This is a genomic window from Actinoplanes sp. CA-252034, from assembly GCF_050956125.1.
Lineage (GTDB): Bacteria > Actinomycetota > Actinomycetes > Mycobacteriales > Micromonosporaceae > Actinoplanes.
Map to the genome: position 1 here is coordinate 8,190,975 of NZ_CP191846.1, position 14,846 is coordinate 8,205,820.

Annotated in this window: 14 protein-coding genes; 5 read left to right on the top strand and 9 right to left on the bottom strand. The window is 69.3% G+C overall.

Annotated features, from left to right (window positions below; genetic code table 11):
• Window position 1: 1 nt before the first annotated feature.
• Window positions 2-1,561 (bottom strand): diguanylate cyclase, encoded by a 1,560-nt coding sequence (locus tag ACQPZW_RS37150; protein WP_433790678.1) that lies wholly within the window; start codon window positions 1,559-1,561, stop codon window positions 2-4.
• 72 nt (window positions 1,562-1,633) lie between these two features.
• The gene (locus ACQPZW_RS37155) at window positions 1,634-2,119 is read right to left on the bottom strand and encodes a DUF7144 family membrane protein (RefSeq protein WP_433790679.1); all 486 of its coding nucleotides are present in this window, start codon (window positions 2,117-2,119) and stop codon (window positions 1,634-1,636) included.
• 122 nt (window positions 2,120-2,241) lie between these two features.
• Between ACQPZW_RS37155 and ACQPZW_RS37160 the strand changes: the two genes are divergently transcribed.
• Window positions 2,242-4,428: a hypothetical protein gene (locus ACQPZW_RS37160; protein WP_433790680.1), complete on the top strand. Its 2,187-nt coding sequence runs from the start codon at window positions 2,242-2,244 to the stop codon at window positions 4,426-4,428.
• A 221-nt stretch (window positions 4,429-4,649) separates the two neighbouring features.
• Here ACQPZW_RS37160 and ACQPZW_RS37165 read toward each other — a convergent pair whose 3' ends face one another.
• The 5 genes from ACQPZW_RS37165 to ACQPZW_RS37185 form a co-directional block, all read right to left on the bottom strand.
• Window positions 4,650-5,045 carry a hypothetical protein gene (locus tag ACQPZW_RS37165; protein WP_433790681.1) on the bottom strand — a complete coding sequence of 132 codons (396 nt, stop codon included), beginning with the start codon at window positions 5,043-5,045 and terminating at the stop codon, window positions 4,650-4,652.
• Window positions 5,046-5,249: 204 nt separating this feature from the next.
• Window positions 5,250-5,642, bottom strand: a complete 393-nt coding sequence (locus tag ACQPZW_RS37170; RefSeq protein ID WP_433790682.1) for a hypothetical protein — start codon at window positions 5,640-5,642, stop codon at window positions 5,250-5,252.
• A 44-nt stretch (window positions 5,643-5,686) separates the two neighbouring features.
• Window positions 5,687-6,400 carry a hypothetical protein gene (locus ACQPZW_RS37175; protein WP_433790683.1) on the bottom strand — a complete coding sequence of 238 codons (714 nt, stop codon included), beginning with the start codon at window positions 6,398-6,400 and terminating at the stop codon, window positions 5,687-5,689.
• Window positions 6,393-6,710: a hypothetical protein gene (locus ACQPZW_RS37180; RefSeq protein ID WP_433790684.1), complete on the bottom strand. Its 318-nt coding sequence runs from the start codon at window positions 6,708-6,710 to the stop codon at window positions 6,393-6,395. Before ACQPZW_RS37180 ends, ACQPZW_RS37175 begins: the two co-directional genes overlap by 8 nt.
• Entirely contained in the window at window positions 6,707-7,312 is a 606-nt protein-coding gene (locus ACQPZW_RS37185) for a YbaB/EbfC family nucleoid-associated protein (protein ID WP_433790685.1), read from the bottom strand. The genes ACQPZW_RS37180 and ACQPZW_RS37185 overlap by 4 nt, the downstream gene beginning before the upstream one ends.
• A 371-nt stretch (window positions 7,313-7,683) precedes the next feature.
• Here ACQPZW_RS37185 and ACQPZW_RS37190 point away from each other — a divergent pair, with 371 nt between their 5' ends.
• Window positions 7,684-8,154: an AAA family ATPase gene (locus ACQPZW_RS37190; RefSeq protein ID WP_433790686.1), complete on the top strand. Its 471-nt coding sequence runs from the start codon at window positions 7,684-7,686 to the stop codon at window positions 8,152-8,154.
• Window positions 8,155-8,559: 405 nt separating this feature from the next.
• On the opposite strand, the gene ACQPZW_RS37195 is transcribed toward ACQPZW_RS37190, so the two are convergent.
• The gene (locus ACQPZW_RS37195; RefSeq protein WP_433790687.1) at window positions 8,560-9,012 is read right to left on the bottom strand and encodes a MarR family winged helix-turn-helix transcriptional regulator; all 453 of its coding nucleotides are present in this window, start codon (window positions 9,010-9,012) and stop codon (window positions 8,560-8,562) included.
• A 75-nt stretch (window positions 9,013-9,087) separates the two neighbouring features.
• Between ACQPZW_RS37195 and ACQPZW_RS37200 the strand changes: the two genes are divergently transcribed.
• Together ACQPZW_RS37200 and ACQPZW_RS37205 are read left to right on the top strand one after the other, a co-directional pair.
• The gene (locus ACQPZW_RS37200) at window positions 9,088-10,362 is read left to right on the top strand and encodes an FAD-dependent monooxygenase (protein ID WP_433790688.1); all 1,275 of its coding nucleotides are present in this window, start codon (window positions 9,088-9,090) and stop codon (window positions 10,360-10,362) included.
• 193 nt (window positions 10,363-10,555) lie between these two features.
• The gene (locus tag ACQPZW_RS37205; protein ID WP_433790689.1) at window positions 10,556-11,347 is read left to right on the top strand and encodes a SigB/SigF/SigG family RNA polymerase sigma factor; all 792 of its coding nucleotides are present in this window, start codon (window positions 10,556-10,558) and stop codon (window positions 11,345-11,347) included.
• Between the two features lie 88 nt (window positions 11,348-11,435).
• Here the strand turns inward: ACQPZW_RS37205 and ACQPZW_RS37210 are convergent, their stop codons facing one another.
• Window positions 11,436-13,640, bottom strand: coding sequence for a ricin-type beta-trefoil lectin domain protein (locus tag ACQPZW_RS37210; RefSeq protein ID WP_433790690.1), 2,205 nt, complete (start codon window positions 13,638-13,640; stop codon window positions 11,436-11,438).
• Between the two features lie 190 nt (window positions 13,641-13,830).
• Between ACQPZW_RS37210 and ACQPZW_RS37215 the strand changes: the two genes are divergently transcribed.
• Complete coding sequence (locus ACQPZW_RS37215) at window positions 13,831-14,841, top strand: LacI family DNA-binding transcriptional regulator (protein ID WP_433790691.1); 1,011 nt, start codon at window positions 13,831-13,833, stop codon at window positions 14,839-14,841.
• Window positions 14,842-14,846 lie beyond the last annotated feature (5 nt).

The following is a 14,846-nucleotide window of genomic DNA, read 5'->3' on the forward strand; positions in this document are numbered from 1 at the left end:
ATCACGCCGCCGCGGTGGCCGCCAACTGGTCGCGGCCGGAGCGTTTGGCGACATAGAGGTGGGCGTCGGCGCGGTCGTAGAGCTCCCGGCCGGGCTCCCCGGGGCGGCACGCGGCCAGGCCCATGCTGAGGGTGACCTTCAGGCCCGGCATGATCGTGTTCCAGTCGCGGGCCAGGATGACCCGGCGGATCCGCTCGGCGACCGTACGGGCCTCGGCCTCGCCGGTCGCCAGGAACAGGGCGAACTCGTCACCACCGAACCGGATCGCGACCTCGTCGTGGCGGCAGTGCGAGCGCAGCACCGTGGCGATCTCGCCGAGCACCCGGTCGCCGACCCCGTGCGAGTAGCGGTCGTTGATGTCCTTGAAGTGGTCGACGTCGATGAGCAGCAGCGTGCCGCCGTCCACGACGGTGTTGATGTGGCGGTCGAACATCCGCCGGTTGCCGAGGCCGGTCAGCGCGTCCGAGGCGGCGGCCAGGTCGGCGGAGGTGCGCGCCGCCTCCAACTCCACCCGGCGGTACGCCTGGCGCAGCATGGTGCGCCGGTCCAGCCTCAGCTGCCACAGCGCCTCGACGTGCGTACGCAGTGCTTCCAGCATCGCCTGGGTCGCCTCGCCCGGCACTTCGAGGGCCGCGGTGACCGCCAGCTCGTACTGGAAGAGGAGCCGTTCGGCCCTGAGGGCCGCGAGTTGCAGGCCGGCCCGGAACTCGCGGTGCGCGGCCCGCCATTCGCCGGTGGCGCGCAGCGCCAGTCCGTGCGCCAGGTGCAGCAGGCGCGACTCGTGGTGCTGCCCGGCCGCGTGCATGCGTGGCAGCAGGTCGGCGACGGTCGCGAGCGCCTCGTCGATCCGGCCGGTCTTGGCGTGGCAGACGGCGAGCAGGGCGACACCGAGCGGCGAGTCGATGCCCTCGGCGATCCAGTACTCCAGCAACGGCACGCATCTGCCGATCAACCCCGCGGCCTCTTCGGTACGGCCCACCTGCTCCAGCCGCAGCGCCCACTCCAGCCACAGCTCGGCGTGGGTCAGCTCGGCGCCCGACTTGTACAGCACGTCCGGGGAGTCGAACGACTCCAGGCAGCGGCGCATCGCGTCGTCGGCGAGCTCGAACAGGTCGGCGCTGCGGGCTGCCTCGCCCAGCGACGACATGGCGGAGAAGTAGCGGGGCCCCTTGCGCGGCGCCACGTCCAGCAGTGTCATCGCCCGCGCGACGTGATGCAGCCCGTCGTCGATGCGGCCCAGGTGGATCAGCACCCGCGCGACATCGGCGAGGATCTTCGCGTCGGTCGCCTTGGGCCCGCCGAACGTCTCCTGGTCGGCGATCAGCTCCTCGCCGATCCGCAGAGCCTCGTCGAGCCGCCCGAGGGCGTTCAGCGCGTACATGCGGCCCAGCCGGCTGATCCGGTGGGTCCGCAGGTCACCGAGCGCCGAGAGGATCGCCTCGGCCTCGTCGGCCGCGCTGAGCGTCTCCGTGTGGTGACCCCGGATGGTCAGGTCATGCACGTGCAGCGCAAGGCCGGCATAGGCGCCGTACGGCGACACCAGCACCGGCAGGCGGTTCATCGGCAAGCCCCGTTTCCCATGGCCATACCGTCGGCCGCGCAGCCCCGGATGTGAGGTTCCGGGGGCGGTCGTTCAGCTGATCCGGGTGCCGTGGGAGCGCGCCTCGTGCGGGAGCTCCCCCGCCGGCAGCCCCGACGGCCCGCGACGCTCGTTCTGCAGGCGCAGCTCCTCGGCCGCCGCCGGCCAGCGGGCGACCAGCGCGAAGAGCACGAGCGTGTCGAAAGCGATCATCAACACCGACCAGAGGGGGTACGCGCCGAGCGTCACCACCTGGGCGACGGCGTGCAGCCCGATCACGAGGACCGAGGTGAGCCGTGCCCAGTTCGCGCCGGCGAGCAGGAACCCGCCGACGGTGAGCATGATCGCGCCGAAGACGACCAGCGCCCACCCCCAGGAGGTGAGGTCGAGCAGGACGAACCCGTCGGCGGTGGCGGCCACCCGCTCGTCGTCGAGCAGCGCCACCATCCCCTGCAGAATGTTGATCAAGCTGGTGACGACCATGATCAGGGCGGCGAAGGCGATCCATCCCGCCCATGCCCTGCTGCGTTGCTCAGCCATGACCGCCATGCTCACCGGCCGTCCCGCCCGGCGGACCACCCTGACGGATGACCGGCGCGCCCGCGAGCCGGCACCGCGGGCGGCGGTAACCTCTGAGGCTGACCTGAGCCGATCGGAGCAGCATGACGTCCCTCCCGCTACTCACCCTTGAGCTCTTCCGCAAGGCCGCGACGGAGTTCGCCGGGGAACTGAGAGCGAGACCCTTCCCGAAGCTGTTCGGAGTGACGGACGGCAAGAAGGTCGGCACGACGGTGGAGGCGATGTTCAAGGCCTACCTCGGTGAGCGGTTCCAGCTCGAGATCGGTAACGCCGCGAGCGGCCTCGACTTCCCGTCACTCAACACCGATCTGAAGGTCACCTCGCTCAGTCAGCCCCAGTCGTCCTGCCCGTTCACCGCCGCGACGCAGAAGATCTACGGTCTCGGCTACAACCTGCTCGTCGTCGTCTACGTCAAGCGGGACGTCGACCACGAGCGGGCTGCCTACCTCGACATCGAGCACGTCGTCTACATCGATCGGGCTCGCACCGGGGACTACAACCTGACGAAGCAGATCCGGGCCATCGTGAGCTCGATCTACACCGACGGGCCGGGCGGCTCCGAGGCGGCGATCGAGGATCTCGACGCGCTGTTGCAGGACAAGAACCTGCCGCTCGACGAGGTGAGCCGCCGGCAACTCGCCGAGCGGCTCGTGGAGGACGTACCGGAGCAGGGCATCCTGACGATCTCCAACGCCCTGCAGTGGCGGCTCCAGTACGGTCGGGCCATCGCCGCCACGGCTACGGGGACGTTCGGCCCGAGGTGGTGGATCTGCGTGCCCAATGACGAGTTCGGCGACTTCCAGACCCCACTGCCCCTCGCGATCCAGTGCCTCGAGGTGCTGGGGCTACCCGCGAACGCTCGCGTCCTGGAGCCGACCTGCGGTGTCGGCGCCTTCCTGGAGGCGAGCGCGGCGATGAGCCCGGCGAGCGAGCGTCAGGGACTCGAGATCGATCCCGCGTACGCACGGAAGGCCTCGCGGTGGGGTGACGTGAAGGTCGGGAACGTCTTCCGGTCCCGGCTCCCGGCCCGTTTCTCCTGGGCGACGGACGGCCCGCTGTACGTGGTGGGCAACCCGCCGTGGGTGACCTCCGCCGAGCTGAACCGGATGGAGTCCGGCAACCTCCCGCCCAAGGAGAACTTCAAGGGCGCGAAGGGCCTGGACGCGCTCCTCGGATTGTCGAACTTCGACGTGTGCGAGTACATCATCCTGAAGGTGCTCAACGAGTACCGGTCGGAGCCGTTCACCCTGGGCATGCTGTGCAAGACGCAGGTCGCCCGCAACGTCGTGGAGTACGCGGCGTCGGCGCTACTGCCGCTCGCCGGCGCGGACGTCTACCGCATCGATGCGATGAAGTGGTTCGGCGCGGGCGTGGACGCGTGCTGGTTCGTGGTTCACGTCGATCCGCACCGGGACGCCGACTACACGGCCCGTATCCACGGTGACGTCTTCCAGCCCGCGGACACCGCCGGGAACCGTTTCGGCGTCGTCGACGGCCGGTTCGTCTCCGACGTCGACCGGTACCGTGGTGTGCGCCTGGCCGACGGCTCCGCTCCGTACGAGTGGCGCTCCGGGATGAAACACGACGCGTCGAGCGTGTTCGAGCTGGTCGCCACGCCGGCGCCCACGACGAAGGCCGGTACGGTCCTCGACCTGGAGCCCGAGTTCGTCTACCCGTTCCTGAAGAGCACGGACGTGTTCCGTGGACGCCACCGCGAGCTCACGAAGTGGGTCATCGTCCCGCAGCGGACCTTCGGCGAGGACACCGCCACCCTGCAGTCCAGGGCCCCGAAGTTGTGGGCCTACCTGAACCGCAACGGCCCGGCTCTCGACGGCCGCAAGTCGTCGATCTACCGCAACCGGCCCCGGTTCTCGGTCTTCGGTCACGGCGACTACACGTTCGCCCCCTACAAGGTCGCCGTCTCCGGCCTCCACAAGAAGCCGCTGTTCCAGCTGGTCACCCCGCTGAACGGGCAGCCGGTCGTGCTCGACGACACGTGCTATTTCCTGCCGTTCCACGACGGCATGGAGGCGGCGATGGTGACGGCGGTCCTCAACAGCGAGCCGTGCGTCGACCTGATCGAGTCGCTGGTCTTCTGGGACTCCAAGCGGCCGATCACCAAGAAGCTGCTCGCCCGCATCGACGTCAACCGGCTGCCCGTCGACACGGCGCTGATCTGCGAGCGCGCCGCGGACCACGCGGCCACGGCCGGCATCCCGTTCGACGACGACGTAGCGAAGAGGCTGGTCGGCACGTTCGGGATGCGATGAGGAGCTCGTCGGCCCGCGTCCGTTGAGCTGCCCGCCGAAGCCCCCGGCGACCTGGAGGCCCTACGTCGCGCATCCTGCACCGCGACGCCGTCGAGGACGTGCACGCCGAGGAGCCGGCGACCCGGGCGGCTGCGCGGGGTGCTGCCGGCCGGCCCACTCACGGTGCGAAGCTCCTCCCCGGCCGGCCGCCGCACCTCGCCGCTGCCACCCCGCCGGGCCGGTCAGCGGGAGCCGGGATCCAGCACAGCAGCGAGAGGCAGCGTCTCGGCTAGCACGGGCTGCACCTTCTCAGGATTGAGGCGCCCACGACGCACGACGACGAGGTGGTTGCCGCGCACACTCCACGACGACGGAACGGTGCCCGCGACGTGCGCATCGATCAGCGCGACGGGAAGCCACCGGATGTCGGCGGTCCGGACACGGAAGGCCTGGTCGAAATCGGGTCGTCCCGTCTTCGCCCCTGTTCCGAGCCACCGGGACACCGCGGTCCTCGGCTCGACGTCGATGTCCGGCAGCGGTCTGTGCAGGACGGCGACGGTGGCGACGAAGAAGGTGGTGTTCGTGTCGGCGTCGGTGACCGCGCACTCCGCCACCGTGAAATGGCGGCCATGCATCACCCCGGACACCGTGAGGCGAACCTCGCCGGGACCTGCCGGCTCCAGGCGACGGAAGGACGAAAAGCAGCCGTCCATCCGTAGCGGCCGGCCCAGTGCTGCCACCGTTGCTGCTCTCGGCGGTCACGGCGCCGTTGGGCGACCGCGACCGCCGCGACGAAGCCGATCATCAGCGGGCAGAGTAGGCCGACCGCCACCACGATCGGTTCACCCATCGCGAGTTCGGCGGACCGCTGCTCCGGCGACGACGAGCCCGCCGAGGGCATCGCCCACCGCCAACACGATGCCGAACGCCGGAAACGCCGCGGCCACCGCCGACGCGCCGAAGGTGAGAGCGCCGACCGCGAGCGCGAGAATCACACCGCCCAGCCGCAACCATGCGAGGTTGGCCGTGACACGAGCCAGGCCATGACCTTGCCGACCCCGCAGCAGCGCAGACATCGCAAGCACCGCGAGCAGGGCACCGACGGCGGCGGACGCTCCCATCACGGTGAACGACATGGCGTTCTCGGGAGTGAAGCTGCCGTCCCGACGACCCTGCCATGCCATGTTGCCGAGCAGAGCGAGAAGGCAGTCGGCCAGCGCCACGACCGCGATCATGACAACGAGCAGTGTGTTCCCCGACCGCGTGGCCCGAGCGGCGGTCATGCCGTGCCCGCCGGCGGCCAGTGGCCCCGGAAGAACCCGGTGTCGTCGAATTTCTGGCGCAGTGTGGTGTTGGCCGAGGTACAGGCCCTCTTGAGGGTTTCGCAACCGACGATCAGCGCCACCGAAGCGGTCACCGCGGCACCGGCCGCGATGAACGGCGCTGCCGGCATACCGAGGATCGTGGCGCTGGAGGCGACGGCGCCGACGAGGCCGACGGCCAGGGCGACGAGTGCCCCGACCAGGCCGGTCCAGAAGAGGAAGACCCCGTTGTGCACCTGGTCCAGGGCCGTGGCGAGACCATCGGTGAGGGTCGTCTTCACCTTCTCCAGTGCGGTCTTCTGCAAAGGCAACATCTGCCGGTACGTATCCGCGGCGTCCCCGTCCCAGTTGGTGTCGACGGTGAGCAGTCCCGCGTCGGCGGCCTGCACCTGGCCGCTGACCGGCACCCCGACCCGGTCGCTCCAGGCCTGCGCAGTCGTCGACAGGGCCGAGAGTGATCCCATGTTGGACAGGATGGTCGTCAGGTTGTCCCAGATGCGCTGCATGAACGCGCAGAAGTCGTCCCAGGCCTGGCGGATCCTCAATTGCAGGGGTGAAGGGACATAGCCCATCTTGTCGTTGATCGAGTTCTGCAGCTCGACGGTCTTGCCGTCGATGCGAGAAATGGTCGAGTTGATTCGTTCGAGAAGGACGGCCTCGGTGCTACTCACGGACCTCCCACACTCCCTCCAACTCCCGGGCGGCTCGGTCGTTGTTCGTCTCATACTCGTAGGCGACCTTGTCGAGCTTCTTGCTCAGCCCGCTGTATACCTCACTCGCCTCCTCCAGCAAGGTCACCACCTTGCGTTGCAGCTCGGCGTAGGTTTCCAGGAGGCCGCTCGGCAACGAGGCCCAGGACAACTCTCCGGGGCCCAGGGTCAGTAGATTCGCTTCGTACGACGCCTGCCGTGTCACCGACGCGACCTGTTCCCACGAAGCGGCGTCCCGGTGCAGCGCGTCCAAGGCGGCCTTCAGAGTCATCGGGCGTCCATTCCGCATCGGCGGGCGAACCCGAAGGGATCCTGCATCACCCACTGCGCCTCGCCGAGCGGGCTGTCGGCGATCTGACGTTGTACTCCGTGTGCGCTGACCTGCTCGTAGGCGGCCCGGAACGCTGTGATGATCTGGTGGCCGAGATTCGCCTCGTGGGCTTCATCCAACCAGGAGCGCTTGAATCCTACGGTCACGACGTCACCGCCGCCGGTCAGCTCCACAGTCACTTCACGGTGCGGGCTGTGGCCGGTATGCATGGCGTTCAGAGTCTGCTGCATCTTGCCGGACACCTCGTCCAGCCCCTGCTCGATCGACTCGACGACCTGGAGCAACGCCACCAGAGCAGCTTCGCGCTCGGCACCGGACAGCGGAGCAGACGTGATCGATTCAAGGCGCTGATGAAGGTCGTCCGGAAGGGGCGTCGGTTGCGGCACGACGGGCTCGGAGTACTGGTCGCCCCACGCGGTGAGGCGTCGCGCGGAGGCGTCTCGGACCGCTTCGACGACGGCTCCACCCAGTTGGTCGTTCGTCAGGTTGGATCGCCAGTATCTCGCCACGGCGACTGTCGCAACCTGCCCGTGCTCGTTCACCGTCGCCGTCACTGATCCGGTCGGGTCGGAGCCCGCCTCACCTGATGCTCGCGCAGCCGACCGGGCTCTCCGCAACAGTGCCTCGCCGTCGTCCCTGAGGGCGGCGAGAGCTCCCAAGCGATCATCAAACATCGTCTTCCCCGTCTCGGCGGCCTTCCCCACTTCGAGCTACCTCGATACCGAGTACCCCGGACAGCGCCAGCCGGTTCAATCCCCGCGCCCAGCACGTTGCTGCTGCACGATCGTGGCGGCGGGATCCGCGTCGGCCGGCAGGGAGGCCCGGACCAACCCGCCGTGCGGCCCGTGCACCATGGGGTGTCAGCGTCGCCAGACCGGCATCTGGTGGGCGTGCTGGTTCAGGGGGTGGGCTTGTGGTGGTGGCGTATCTGCTGGTGGGGCTGACCGGTTCGGGGAAGACGACCTACGCCGAGCGGGTGCTGGTCCCGCGAGGTGTGGTGCGGTTGTCGGTGGACGAGCGCGTCTTCGACCGGCACGGCCGTTACGGGGTCGACTATCCGGAGAACACCTACTTCACGAAGGAGGCGCCGGTCGTCGCCGAGGTGCGCGCGGACCTCACACGCCTGCTGCGTGCGGGCCACGACGTCGTGGTGGACCACGGTTTGTGGCGGCGCGCGGAACGTGACGACTGGCGGGCGCTGGCCGAGGCAGCCGGCGGGCACGTGCGCCTGCTGTACTTCCCGGTGTCCAAGCCCGAGCTGCTGCGCCGGCTGACGGCCCGCAACGCCCAGCAGCACGCGAACGCGCTCACGGTGACCCCGGAGGCGCTGGACGACTTCTACGCCCGTTTCGACGTGCCGCACCGCGTCTACGGCCGCCGTTGAGGAGCAGGGTGCGATTTCTGCCTTCTCCCATTCCTCGAGTTCGTCGACATCCTGGTGACAACCGGGGACGCTGAATGCGGACGAGCGCGATCGGTGCCGCCGGGAGGACCTGCGGGCCGATGTACAGGTCATGACGGAGCCGCCCGGCACCACCGCATTGGACGCCGGCCTGGGGGTGCGCAACGCACCCAGGTCTGCCTCGAGCCGGACATCGCGAGCACGAACGTGCTGTGACCTGAACCGCGGTCTCGCCGCCGAGCGTTTGAAGACGCTTTCGTCGAACACGTCGGGTCCGTTCGGTGTGGCCACTCCGGCGCTGGCCGACGCGGCGCCGAGCCGGATTCTGGGTGGTGCGTTCCGCCCTCGCCGGTGACGTTCAGTCGTCCAGGGTGCTGAGCCGGGTGGTCAGGTCGGTGGCGAAGCGGTCCAGCAGGCGGCCGAAGGTGCGGCGGTCCTCCGGAGACCAGTCGGCGAGGGCTTCGCCGAGGGTGCCGAGCACGGTCTGCAGGTAGCGGCCGACCGCCTCGGCGCCGGCGGGGTGAGCTCGACCAGCCGGGCGCGGCGGTCGTCCGGGTCGGGGACCCGCTGGACCAGGCCGCGTCGTTCCAGCTCGTTGACGTGGCGGGTGACGTGGGGCCCGACGACCTGCATGCGTTTGGCGATCTCCCCGACCCGCAGCGGTCCCCCGCCCGTCTGCAGTGAGACCAGCACTCCCAGGCCCGGGCGGTCCAGGCCCAGTCCGGCGCTTTCGGTGGCGCGTTCGATCAGCCGGCTGCGGTTCAGCACGGTGCCGAGCTGCGAGAGCCGGGGCAGGACGGCGAGCAGGTCGAGTTCGCCGTCGTTCGAGGTGTCGGTCATCACACTCAATTCGATACCTAAGTTAGGTATATATTTTGGGGAGGGCACGAGCACGGACCATCAGGGAGGAACCGCATGAACAGGGTACTGGTCTCCGGAGCGAGCATCGCCGGGCCCGCAGTGGCGTACTGGCTGCACAGGCACGGTTTCGAGGTCACCGTCGTGGAGAAGGCGGACACCATCCGCGGTGGCGGCTACCCCATCGACATCCGCGGCACCGCGATCGAGGTGGTCCGCCGGATGGGCCTGCTCCCCCGGCTGCGGGAGGCCCACATCAGCACACGACGGCTCACCTTCCTCAACCCCGACGGCAGCCTGATCACCGCGATCAAACCCGACGCCGTGATCCGCGGGGCCGAGGGCCACGACCTGGAGATCCCCCGGGGAGATCTGACCGAGATCCTGTACGGCGCGGTCCGTGACGACGTCGAGTTCCTCTTCGGCGACAGCATCGACACCCTCGACGACCAACCCGACCGGGTCGACGTGACCTTCCGCAGCGGCGTGCGGCGCACTTTCGACCTGGTCATCGGCGCCGACGGGCTGCACTCGTACACCCGTGGTCTGGTCTTCGGTCCCGAAGAGCAATATCACCGGTATCTGGGGCACTGTTTCGCCGGCTTCACGATGCCCAACGACCTGGGGCTCTCCCACGAGGGCGTCACCTGGTGCGAGCCGGGCCGGGGCGCCGCCCTCTACGCCGTCCGCGACGGCGACCGGGTCCACGGGTTCCTGACCTTCGACCGGGCGCAGGCGCCGTATGACGCCTTCCGGGATCCGGCGGCGCAGCGCGACCTGGTCGCCTCGGTCTTCGAGGGTGACGGCTGGGAGATTCCGCGGATGGTCGCGGTGATGCGTGCGGCCGACGACCTGTTCTTCGACGTGGTGAGCCAGATCCGGCTGCCCCGCTGGTCGAGCGGCCGGGTCGCCCTGGTCGGCGACGCCGCCTACGCCCCGTCGTTCCTCACCGGCCAGGGCACGAGCCTGGGCCTGGCCGGCGCCTACATGCTCGCCCAGGCCCTGGCCGGAGCAACCGATCACGAAAAGGCCTTCGCGGCGTACGAGCGGGACACCCGGCCGTTCGTCGAGTTGAACCAGAGTCTGGCCGGGGAGGGCGGCTCCGTCCTGTTCCCGCCGACCGCGGAGGCGCTGGCCGCACGCAACGTCATGCTGCGCGATCTCACCTCGATGCCGGCCGAGGCGGCCCGGCCGGAGCACTCGGCGCTGGTCCTTCCGGATCAGCCGGTCCCGCATGCCGACGGCCGGTTCGGCGAGTTTCGGCGGCGGACCGGGTGGGCAACGCGCCACACTGACGACATCCCCCACGGCGGTCACCAGCGACCGGAATGAAGGCCCCGCCCCGGGTCAACCCCCTTACGGGCGAGGATCATTAGCTTTTCGTCCGGTTTGGGCGCCACGGCTTGCGGGGCATTGCCTCACCCACGGAAGATGGCGTGCGGGCCTCCCACCAGCGGATTCACATGGCCGCGTCCCGTACGCCAACTCTCCGCCGGCACCGTGGCAACCAGCAAGGAGCATTCAGATGACCGTCATCGCCGAGACCGCGACCCGCGCCGATGCTGCGACGAGCACCGACCGGGCCAGCGAGCTGATCACCGCGATGGCGGCGCTGGACGTCGACCACCCGTCCCGGCCGGCCCTGCGCGACCGGACGATCGAGGCCTGGCTCCCCCTGGCCCGGCACCTGTCGCACCGCTACGCCAACCGGGGCGAGCCCCGTGACGACCTCTACCAGGTCGCGGTCGTCGGGCTGATCAAGGCTGTCGACCGCTTCGAGGCCGACCGGGGCGTCGACTTCGCCGGCTTCGCCATCCCGACCATCATCGGTGAGATCAAGCGGCACTTCCGGGACAAGACCTGGGCGGTCCGGGTTCCCCGCCGGCTGCAGGAGCTCCGCCTGGCGATCACCGCCGCCAACAACACCCTGACCAACACCCTCGGCAGGTCGCCGTCGGTGGCCGACATCGCCCAGCACCTCGACATCAGCGAGGACGAGGTCATCGAGGGCCTGGAAGGCGCGCGGGCCTACAACTCGACCAGCCTGTCCACACCGATCTCGGAGAGCGGCACGGAGCTCGGCGAAACCCTCGGCTCCGAGGACGACGGCTTCGAGCTCGCCGACCTGCGCACCACTCTCGGCCCCGCGATCGCCACGCTCGACCAGCGCGATCAGAAGATCATCAGCCTTCGCTTCCACGGCAACCTCACCCAGGCCCAGATCGCCGAGGAGCTGGGCATCTCCCAGATGCACGTCTCCCGGCTGCTGACCAGGGCTCTGGTCAAGCTCCGCGGCCGGCTCGACGAGACTCTCTGAGGTTCAAGCCGCTTGCGCCCCTGCGGAGCAGCCGGGGTACGGGTGAAGGCCGGGCCCATGAGGCCCGGCCTTCGTGTGCGAGCTCGGGTCAGGGGCCGGTGACCAGGAACGCCTCCCGGGTCGCGCTGTTCACGGTGCCGCCACTGTTGTTGATGACGCGGTTGATGGTGCCGGTGCCGCCCAGGGAGATGGTGACCATGCTGTTGAAACGGACACCCGCCTTGTTCGGCACCTCGAAGGCACGCTCGCTGACCACCGACGGGTTGACGTTGAAGTAGACGTACGAGCCCAGCCCCCACGCCTGGTGGTTGTTCACGGCGTCGGCGACCTTGTAGGCGGCGTATCCACGGGTCGAGCCGTTCATGTAGGCGGCCTGGTTCGGCGGGTCGTACGGCAGTTCGTTCTGGTAGAAGTACGTGCGCCCGTTCTCGCCGTTCCAGATGGTCTGGTACTTCTGGTAGTGCTCGACGAACAGGCCGTAGAAGGTCATGTCGTCGCCGTTGACGATCAACCCGGTGTCGGCGGTGTTGATGTTCCAGCCGACCGTTCCGTTGTTGCCGTGGTCGGCGCGCCAGATCCAGGTGTGGTCGCCGATCACGTCGTCGCTGTTGACCTGCAGGCTGACGGTGGCCTTGCCGGCGATCGAGCCGCCGATGCGGAAGAACACGTCGTGCAGCGACGTCGGGTTGGCCGAGTGGTCGGTGGACGAGCCGTTCGGGCCGACCTCCATCAGCAGCGGCGAGTTGGTGGTCCCGGCGTCGAACATGATGCCGGCGACCTTCACCCCGTCGACGTCGGCGACCCGCATCGGCACGATGCCGTTCTGCGGTACGAACGTGGCCAGGCCCAGCCCGAGCACGACGGTGTCGGCGCGGGTGACGTTGATGGTCTGGTTGAGGTTGTACGTGCCGGGCGTCACGAGCAGGTGGTAACCGGCGGCCAGAGCCGTGTTGATGGTGGCGGCGGTGTCACCGGGCCGGACGATGTAGAACCGGCTCAGCGAGATCGACTCGCCGGCGGGGCTGCCGTTGGCCCAGGTGGTGCCGCTGGTGTTACGGCGCAGCGCGGGCACGAAGACGCGGTATCCGCCGGCGGCGTCGACGTAGAGGTACGGCTTCTCCCGTACCACCGGGGATTGGCCGATGTTGGTGTAGGGAGGATTGGGGAAGCTGGTGGCCGGGGCGCCCTGGACGCCGACGAACACCTGGTTCCAGTTGCGGCCGGTCCACGACCCGATCTGCGAGTTGCGGGTGATCCACTGCTGCTGGGTGCCGGAGTCGATCTGCCCGTCGATCTTGGTGTCGGAGATCCAGCCGCCCGACGACCAACCACCGTCGGAGAGCGCCAGATTCCCACGGACATGCATGCGGCGGTACGGGGCGGCCTGCGACACCGACCAGCGGTCCTGGCCACCGGTCGGGTTGACGGCGAGGCCCTCGGCGGAGCGCCAGAAGTTCTGGGTCGCGTTCTGGGAGCCGTCCGGCCACCAGTCGGCCTCGACGTGCACACGGCCGTTGATGGTGGTCTGGCCGGGAACGAGTCCGAGGCCGGCGACCTGGGTGAAGAAGCCGACGTTCGCGTCGACGTTGTAGGTGCCGGGCTTGAACAGCAGCGCGAACCGCTGGGTGCCGAACTGGTTGGCGACCTGCTGGTTGAAGACCGTGTTCAGCCGGTTCTGGATGGTCGACGCCGCCATCGACGGGTCGAACACCGACACGTTGGGACCGAGGTCGGGGTTGGTGACCGGGGTCTCGCCGGGCGGGGTGGTGGGCGGCGTGGTCGTACCTCCGGAAAGGGTCCAGCGCTGGTTGGCGGAGCCCGCGCACGCCCAGATCTGCAGGCGGGAGCCGTCGGCGGTGCCGTTGTCCTTCACGTCGAGGCACTTGCCGCTGGCCTGGTTGACGAGCGCGCCGGAGGCGTTGAGCGACCACTTCTGGGTGGTGACGCTGTCGATGCAGCTCCACAGGTGGGTCAGCGAGCCGTCGGCGGTGCCGTTGTTGGCGACGTCGAGGCATTTGCCCTGCGTCTGCACCTGGCCGTTGTCGGCGAGCGTCCACTGCTGGCTGGCGACCGTGCTGTAGCAGGTCCAGATATGGATGGCGGCGCCGTCGGCGGTCGAGCCGTTCGCGACGTCGAGGCATTTGCCGCTGCCGGCGCCGACCAGCGACCCGGCGGAGGCGGCGGAGGCGGCCGTCATCCCGAGGACGCCGAGGCCGGTGATGACGGCGGAGGTGGTGACGACGGCGAGCAGGCTGCGCCTGCCGCGTTTCGAGGGGATGCCTGTCGGCGGCATGGGGAACTCCCTGTGTGGACAACGGAACGCCGCGGACGTGCTGCCCGGCCGACGTAACGCAGATGGAACACTTGCGGCTTATACCTGTCAATGCAGCACGCTGCCCGCACGCATATTTGCGCTGGTCGAAACCGGTTCCGGATCTGTTACATTGTTACATCCAGATATGGAACGCCAGGGAGGGTCTCGGTTGAAGAAGCGCGCGACGGTACGGCAGATCGCCGCCGAGACCAGCCTGTCGATCGCCACGGTGTCCCGTGTCCTCAACGGTCAGGACAATGTGGCAGCGCGGACCCGGGAGCTGGTCCTGCACGCCGCCCGGCGACTCGGCCACGACGGGCCGGCCACACGTGCTCCGGCCGGCTCGGTGCTCGTGCGCTGCCCGTACCTGCTGGACGACTACTTCGGCCCGATGGTCTCGTCGATGATCGAGACGATCGAGCTGCACGGCATGACCGCCGTCGTCAACGCGGGCACGGCCGCCCGGCGCCCCGGCATGCTCACCGGCCTGCCCCGGACGGCCGGGCTCGCGGGCGGCGTCCTGATCCTGCCGCCGGAGTCGCCGGACGAGCTGGCCCGGCTGCGTGACCAGGGCTTCCCGTTCGTCGTGCTGGACCCGCGGACCAGCCCGCCCCGCGACATCGTGGCGGTGTCGAGCGCCCACGTGACCGGCGCGAGACTGCTCATGGCGCACCTCGTCGAGCTGGGCCACCGGCAGGTCGGCATCATCGCCGGCCCGAAGGAGTGGCTGGTCACCTCGTCACGGATGGCCGGTTACGTGGCGGCGCTGGCCGACGCACGAGTGCTGCCGTCGCCGGAGCGGATCCGGTTCGTCAACGAGCCGAGCGTGGACAACGGCTACCGTGCGGCCGGCGAGCTGCTCGACCGGCCGGAGCGGCCGACCGCGCTGGCCTGTTTCAACGACAAGACCGCGGTCGGTGCGCTGCGGGCGGCCCGCGAGCGGGGCCTGCGGGTGCCACGGGACCTGTCGATCGCCGGCTTCGACGACGCCGACATCGGTCAGGCCACCGAGCCGATGCTCACCACCGTCCACCAGCCGCTCGCCGAGATGGGGCGGATGGCGGTCACCATGCTGGTCCGCATGATCAAGGGTCACGACCTGGACGCCCGCCACGTCGAGCTCGGCACCGACCTGGTGATCCGGGCATCCACCGGCCCGGTCCCCGTTACAGAAGCATAGTTCTG

Bases quoted from the DNA above. Each gene is read 5' to 3' on its own strand.
- ACQPZW_RS37180 (WP_433790684.1), bottom strand. From the start codon at position 6,710: ATGACTCTGAAGGCCGCCTTGGACGCGCTGCACCGGGACGCCGCTTCG.
- ACQPZW_RS37170 (WP_433790682.1), bottom strand. From the start codon at position 5,642: ATGATCGCGGTCGTGGCGCTGGCCGACTGCCTTCTCGCTCTGCTCGGC.
- ACQPZW_RS37200 (WP_433790688.1), top strand. From the start codon at position 9,088: ATGAACAGGGTACTGGTCTCCGGAGCGAGCATCGCCGGGCCCGCAGTG.
- ACQPZW_RS37150 (WP_433790678.1), bottom strand. From the start codon at position 1,561: ATGAACCGCCTGCCGGTGCTGGTGTCGCCGTACGGCGCCTATGCCGGC.
- ACQPZW_RS37205 (WP_433790689.1), top strand. From the start codon at position 10,556: ATGACCGTCATCGCCGAGACCGCGACCCGCGCCGATGCTGCGACGAGC.
- ACQPZW_RS37195 (WP_433790687.1), bottom strand. From the start codon at position 9,012: ATGACCGACACCTCGAACGACGGCGAACTCGACCTGCTCGCCGTCCTG.
- ACQPZW_RS37155 (WP_433790679.1), bottom strand. From the start codon at position 2,119: ATGGCTGAGCAACGCAGCAGGGCATGGGCGGGATGGATCGCCTTCGCC.
- ACQPZW_RS37210 (WP_433790690.1), bottom strand. From the start codon at position 13,640: ATGCCGCCGACAGGCATCCCCTCGAAACGCGGCAGGCGCAGCCTGCTC.
- ACQPZW_RS37160 (WP_433790680.1), top strand. From the start codon at position 2,242: ATGACGTCCCTCCCGCTACTCACCCTTGAGCTCTTCCGCAAGGCCGCG.